This is a genomic window from Silicimonas lutimaris (assembly GCF_047314965.1).
In the GTDB taxonomy this organism is placed as follows: Bacteria; Pseudomonadota; Alphaproteobacteria; order Rhodobacterales; family Rhodobacteraceae; genus JAVJUV01.
In genome coordinates, this window is the sequence record NZ_JBLBVK010000052.1 from 173738 (window position 1) to 179807 (window position 6070).

At 67.0% G+C, this 6070-nt stretch carries 5 protein-coding genes; 2 read left to right on the top strand and 3 right to left on the bottom strand.

Features of this window, described 5'->3' with window-relative positions; translation table 11 throughout:
• Window positions 1–39 precede the first annotated feature (39 nt).
• Together ACKLNI_RS14060 and ACKLNI_RS14065 are read right to left on the bottom strand one after the other, a co-directional pair.
• Window positions 40–648: an inner membrane-spanning protein YciB gene (locus ACKLNI_RS14060; RefSeq protein WP_413719707.1), complete on the bottom strand. Its 609-nt coding sequence runs from the start codon at window positions 646–648 to the stop codon at window positions 40–42.
• 128 nt (window positions 649–776) lie between these two features.
• Window positions 777–2462 carry an NAD(P)H-dependent oxidoreductase subunit E gene (locus tag ACKLNI_RS14065; RefSeq protein WP_413719708.1) on the bottom strand — a complete coding sequence of 562 codons (1686 nt, stop codon included), beginning with the start codon at window positions 2460–2462 and terminating at the stop codon, window positions 777–779.
• A gap of 53 nt (window positions 2463–2515) precedes the next feature.
• Here ACKLNI_RS14065 and ACKLNI_RS14070 point away from each other — a divergent pair, with 53 nt between their 5' ends.
• On the top strand, window positions 2516–2989 hold the full coding sequence (locus tag ACKLNI_RS14070; RefSeq protein WP_413719709.1) for a hypothetical protein: 474 nt from the start codon (window positions 2516–2518) through the stop codon (window positions 2987–2989).
• 100 nt (window positions 2990–3089) lie between these two features.
• On the opposite strand, the gene xseA is transcribed toward ACKLNI_RS14070, so the two are convergent.
• A complete protein-coding gene (gene xseA, locus ACKLNI_RS14075) occupies window positions 3090–4601 on the bottom strand; it encodes an exodeoxyribonuclease VII large subunit (protein ID WP_413719714.1) in 1512 nt (503 codons plus the stop codon).
• A 168-nt stretch (window positions 4602–4769) separates the two neighbouring features.
• Between xseA and purD the strand changes: the two genes are divergently transcribed.
• Complete coding sequence (gene purD, locus ACKLNI_RS14080; protein ID WP_413719710.1) at window positions 4770–6035, top strand: phosphoribosylamine--glycine ligase; 1266 nt, start codon at window positions 4770–4772, stop codon at window positions 6033–6035.
• The last annotated feature ends 35 nt before the right edge of the window (window positions 6036–6070 follow it).

Consider the following 6070-nt stretch of genomic DNA (forward strand, 5'->3'; position numbering starts at 1 on the left):
TACCCAAAGGTCCGCCGGCAACGGCGGGCCTTTTTCGTTTCAGTTCTCGCCCGCTTCCTCGTCGATCAGGTATCTCTGAAGCGTCAGGATCTGGCCCCAGAGAAACAGGAACATAAGGATCGGGAAGCCGAAGGTCTCGATCTTGACCCAGGCGTCGGTCGACATGGTGCGCCAGACAATCTCGTTCGCCGCAGCCAGCCCGGCAAAGAACAGCGTCAGCCGCCATGTCAGCTTCATCCAGCCCTCGTCGGTCATCGGCAAGAACTCGGCCATGATCCAGGCGAGGTAACTGCGTCCCTGCAAGAGCCCGATCCCCAGGATCACGGCGAAGAGGCCGTAGACCAGCGTGGTTTTCATCTTGAAGAACTTCTCGTCGTTGAACCACACGGTCAGCCCGCCGAAGAGCACCACCATGACGATGGTGAAGACCTGCATGCGGGAAAGCTTGCCTGTCAGCTTCCAGAGGATCGCCATCGAGGCCAGAAGGATGGGCACGAAGATCGCGGCGGCGACAATGAAGCCGGAATAGTCTGTCCCGCCAAAGCTGTAGGTCTCGTCCCTCATGTAGAGATAGGCCACGAAGAACAGCATGGGCGGACCCAGTTCAAGGATCTGCTTGGTGACCGGGTTGATCTGTTGTTCCGCCATTGCCGTCCTGCCTGCCTTGATTCGTCACCCCCATGTAGTCCGCAAAAGGAGCGCTGAAAAGCAAGCGGCCTTCCTCTTGGCCGAAATACTTCGGGGGGCGCGCGGCAGCGCGCGGGGGCAGAGCCCCCTCAGACCTCGCTCGGAAAGTGCTTCATCACCAGCCGGATCGGGTTCGGCGCCGCCTGCCCCAGCCCGCAGATCGAGGCGTCGGCCATCGCCTGGCAGAGGTCCTCCAGCAGCGGCTGGTCCCAGCGGTCGGCCTGCATCAGCTTGACCGCCTTCTCGCAGCCGACCCGACAGGGCGTGCATTGCCCGCAGCTTTCGTCCTCGAAGAAACGCAACATGTTGAGCGCCGCCGCCTTCGCGCTGTCCTTGTCCGACAGAACCACGACGGCGGCGGAGCCGATGAACGAGCCGAGGGGTTGCAGGGTATCGAAATCGAGCGGCACATCGGAGATGGAGGCCGGAAGCAGACCCGAGGACGGCCCTCCGGGCTGATAGGCCTTGAACGCGTGCCCCTCGGCCATGCCGCCCGCCGCCTCGATGATGTCGGTAATGGTGGAGCCTGCGGGCAGAAGGTAGACCCCCGGTCTGGCCACCCGGCCCGAGACGGAATACGAGCGCAGGCCCTTCCGGCCGTTCTTCTCGACCGAACCGAGTATCTCCGGCCCTTCTCGCAGAACCCGCGCGATCCAGTGCAGCGTCTCGACGTTATGGACCAGCGTGGGGCGGTCGAAGATGCCCACCTGCGCGACATAGGGCGGACGGTGACGCGGCAGGCCGCGCTTGCCTTCGATCGACTCGATCATCGCGGATTCCTCGCCGCAGATATAGGCTCCCGCGCCCCGGCGAAGGTCGATATATCCCGTATCGACGATCCCGGCGGCTTCCAGCGCGGCGATTTCGCGGCGGAGGATCTCCAGAACGGCGGGATATTCGTCGCGCATGTAGATGAAGCAGGTCTCGGCCTCGACCGCCCAGGCGGCGATCAGCATGCCTTCCAGCATCAGGTGCGGCGTACGCTCGAGGTAATACCGGTCCTTGAAGGTGCCCGGTTCGCCCTCGTCGCCATTGACGGCCAGGTAACGCGGGCCCGGATTGCCGCGTACGAAGCCCCATTTCCGCCCCGAAGGGAAGCCCGCGCCACCCAGCCCGCGCAGGCCAGAGGCCAGCACGGCTTCCTGCACCTTTTCCCAGTCGCCGCCGTCCCGCAGGGTGAGCAGCGTGTCGTAACCGCCTGAGGCGCGGTAGGTTTCCAGCGTTTCGTACCCGGGCACGCGGGCGTGGGTGTCGCCCGCCGCGATGGCTGCGGCCACCTTCTCGGGCGTGGCGTGATCGATATGGTAGTGACCCAGTTCCAGCGTGGGCGCGGTATCGCAACGCCCCATGCAGGGTGCGCGCAGCACGCGGACCTGCTGAGGGTCGAGGCCGTCTTCCAGCGCCTTCTTCAGCGCCTCGGCCCCGGCCAGCTCGCAAGACAGGGAGTCGCAGACCCGGATCGTCAGCGCGGGCGGCGGGGTGTCGCCTTCCTTCACGATGTCGAAATGGGCGTAGAAACTGGCGACCTCGTAGACCTCCGCCTGCGACAGCCGCATCTCTTCAGCCAGGGCGCGCAGATGTGCCGCCGAAAGGTGTCCTTCGGCATCCTGAATGAGATGCAGGAACTCGATCAGCAGGTCGCGGCGGCGCGGACGGTCGCCAAGAAGCGCCCGAACCTCGGAGAGCGCCGCGTCGTCCAGTTGCCGGCCCTTGGGCGTCCTGCGCCCCTTGCCCTGCCCCGATTTCCACACGCCCTTACGCTGATCCAGCGCCATCGGCAGTTCTCCCTCGCGTTCTTCTGACCAATTCCTACCGCTTCAGGCGGGGGATGACAGGTCCAAATGCGACGATTGATGGCCTCGTTCCGCTCTGGCCTGCCTCCCGCATCCGTGCGATACTTTGCAGTATGCGTCTATCGATTGCTCTCGCCCTCTTCCTGTTCCCGGCGGCCCTGCAGGCCGAGACGCCGATTTCAGCGGCGGAGTTCGAGTCGCGGGTGACCGGCAAGGTCCTGACCTATTCGGCCGGCGGAGCGCCCTATGGCATGGAAGAATACCTCGAGGGGCGGCGCGTGCGTTGGAGTTTCCTCGACGGGAAATGCCAGGAAGGCCGCTGGTATGTCGCGGGCGAGCAGATCTGCTTCGTCTACGAGGACATCGCCGAACCGCAGTGCTGGCAGTTCTATGCCCACGGAAACCGCATAGTCGCGCGTTTCGAAAACGATCCGATGTCGACGGAGCTTTACGAGACATCGAGTTCGTCCGATCCCTTGTTGTGCCTCGGGCCCGAGATCGGCGTCTGAAGGGGGCTCCGCCCCCGTCCCGGACAGGGTCCGGGACTCCCCCGAAGTATTTTCGCCAAGAGGACGGACAATCTGAAGAGAGTTGACCCGAGCCTGCCGGTCAGAGAAGCCTGCCCTGTGCCGGCGGCCTGTCCCCGGCCTTGGCCTCTACACGGCCATCACCGAACTCGATCTCGAGCCGGCCGGTCGCCTCCGCGGCCGAGGTGATGACCCTCTCGCCCTTGCGGACCACGGCATAGCCGCGCGCCAGCGTCGCCTGGTAGCCGAGGCTCTGGTGCATGCGGCTCAGCGCCGAAAGCCGGTCGGTCAGCGTGGCGAGCCGGCGGTCAGAGGCCTGCTTCAGGCGTGGCATCACCCTCTCGAGGTCGCGGCGCTGGAGCGCGACGCGCTCGCGGAGCGGTTGCGGGCGCAGACGGGCCAGCACCCCGCCCAGCCGGTCGCGCTTGCGTTCGACGGCACGGGTCAGCCCGGGCTGAAGCCGCGCGGCCCGGTCATCGAGGCGGCGGGTCTCGGTGTCGATGCGCCCGCGCAGCAGCGAGGGCCGGATGGCGCCAGCGTGGAGGGCGAGTTCGGCGCGTTTCTTCTGGACCGTTCGTGTCAGAGACTGTGCCAGCCGCTCCTCGGCACGGTCGAGCCGCTGGCGGGGGTCGTTCAGAAGCGCCTGCGGTTTCGGCAGGATGCGCGAAAGATCGGAGAGCCGCTGGCGGCGGCGCTCGACGCCCTGGGTCACGCCGCGGGCCAGACGCGCCTCCTGCTCGCGGAGCCAGACCATCAGGTCGCGGCGCACGGGCACCGCCATCTCGGCCGCCGCCGTGGGCGTGGGTGCGCGCCGGTCGGAGACGTAGTCGATCAGCGTCGTGTCGGTCTCGTGGCCGACGGCAGAGATCAGCGGGATGGCGCTTTCCGCCGCCGCGCGGGCCACGATCTCCTCGTTGAAGCCCCAGAGATCCTCGATCGAGCCGCCGCCGCGCGCGACGATGATCACGTCCGGCCTGGGCAGCGCGCCGCCCGGCGTTAGACGGTTGAAGCCGCGGATCGCGTTGGCCACCTCGGGCGCGCAGGACTGGCCCTGCACGGCGACCGGCCAGATCAGCACCTTGCGCGGAAAGCGATCGCGGAGGCGGTGCAGGATGTCGCGGATCACCGCGCCCGAGGGCGAGGTCACCACGCCGATGATCTCGGGCAGGAACGGCAGGGGTTTCTTCCGTTCGGCGGCGAAAAGGCCCTCGGCTTCGAGCGCCTTCTTGCGCTTTTCCAGCATCGCCATCAGCGCGCCCTGCCCGGCGACCGCCATCTCGTCCACGTTCATGTTGTACTTGGACTGGGCGCCGAAGGTGGTGAGCCGCCCTGTGACGACGACCTCGAGCCCTTCTTCCGGCATGACAGAGAGTTGGTCGATCTGGCCTTTCCACGTGGTGCAGGACAGGACGTTCCGGTCATCCTTGATGTCGTAGTAGAGATGCCCCGAGCGCGCCCGGAACACGCGCCCCACCTCGCCACGCACGCGGACCCGGCCGAACTCGCCCTCGATCACGCGCTTGATCGCGCCGGATATCTCGGAGACGGTGAATTCGGGGGCGTTGTCGCCCGGTTTGTCTTCGAAGAGGTCCATCGCTCCGCCTCGCGCCAGGGGTTTCGCCGAGTTTAGCGACAGCCGCACCCGGAAGACCAGAGCCCGATGTGCCACGCCGGCTCCGGCAACCTTGCCGCCTGCCGCCTCTTTCGCTATCCGCGTCGGCATCAAGGCGGCGCTTTCGAGAATGAAGAGGTTTACGGACGCATGAATATCCTGATCCTGGGCGGCGGCGGGCGCGAGCATGCGCTGGCATGGGCCGTGATGCAGAACCCGAAATGCGACAAACTGATCGTGGCGCCAGGAAACGCGGGCATCGCACAGATCGCGGAATGCGCCGCTCTGGATATCATGGACGGAACCGCGGTCGTCGAGTTCGCCGAAGGGGAATCGATCGATTTCGTCATCGTCGGCCCGGAGGCGCCCCTGGCCGCGGGCGTGGCCGATGATCTGCGCGCCTCGGGCTTCTCGGTCTTCGGCCCCTCGAAGGCCGCGGCGGCGCTCGAGGCCTCGAAAAGGTTCACCAAGGAGATCTGCGACGCTGCCGGCGCGCCCACCGCCGCCTGGGCGCGGTTCACCGAGGCCGCGCCTGCGAAGGAATATGTCCGGGCGCAAGGCGCTCCCATCGTGATCAAGGCCGACGGGCTGGCCGCCGGCAAGGGCGTCATCGTGGCGATGACGCTGGACGAGGCGCTGGCCGCGGTGGACGAGATGTTCTCGGGCACGTTCGGCGAGGCCGGCGCGGAGGTGGTGATCGAGGAATTCATGGAGGGCGAGGAAGCCTCGTTCTTCGTGCTCTGCGACGGCACGGACGCGCTGGCGATCGGCACGGCGCAGGACCACAAGCGCGTGGGCGAAGGCGACACCGGGCCGAACACCGGCGGCATGGGCGCCTATTCCCCCGCGCCCGTGCTGACCGACAGGATCGCCGAGCGCGCGATGGCGGAAATCATCCGCCCGACGCTGGCCGAGATGGCGCGGCGCGGGACGCCGTTCCAAGGCGTGCTTTATGCCGGGCTGATGATCCGGGACGGCCGCCCCCGCCTTGTCGAGTACAACGTCCGCTTCGGCGATCCCGAATGCCAGGTCCTGATGCTCCGGCTGGGCGGCCAGGCCTTCGACCTGATCCAGGCCGCGGCCGAGGGACGCCTCGCCGGAGAAAGGGTGACCTGGGCCGACGACCATGCGATGACCGTCGTGATGGCGGCGAACGGCTATCCGGGGGCCTACGAAAAGGGAACCGAGATCCGCGGGCTGGACGGCCTGCCGGAGGATTCGTTCCATGTCGTCTTCCATGCTGGCACCAGCGAGACGGACGGCCGGATCGTGGCCTCTGGGGGCCGGGTCCTGAATGTCACCGCACGCGGGAAGACGCTGGCCGAGGCGCGGGAACGCGCCTATGCGATGGTCGATCGGATCGACTGGCCCGAAGGGTTCTGCCGCCGCGATATCGGCTGGCGCGCGTTGAGCTAGAGGGTTCGACGCCTCCGGCGCCGACCGGTGGGGGG

What these genes read in the sequence shown, in the direction of transcription:
- purD (WP_413719710.1), top strand. Translation starts at nt 4,770, where the DNA reads ATGAATATCCTGATCCTGGGCGGCGGCGGGCGCGAGCATGCGCTGGCA.
- ACKLNI_RS14065 (WP_413719708.1), bottom strand. Translation starts at nt 2,462, where the DNA reads ATGGCGCTGGATCAGCGTAAGGGCGTGTGGAAATCGGGGCAGGGCAAG.
- ACKLNI_RS14070 (WP_413719709.1), top strand. Translation starts at nt 2,516, where the DNA reads ATGACAGGTCCAAATGCGACGATTGATGGCCTCGTTCCGCTCTGGCCT.
- xseA (WP_413719714.1), bottom strand. Translation starts at nt 4,601, where the DNA reads ATGGACCTCTTCGAAGACAAACCGGGCGACAACGCCCCCGAATTCACC.
- ACKLNI_RS14060 (WP_413719707.1), bottom strand. Translation starts at nt 648, where the DNA reads ATGGCGGAACAACAGATCAACCCGGTCACCAAGCAGATCCTTGAACTG.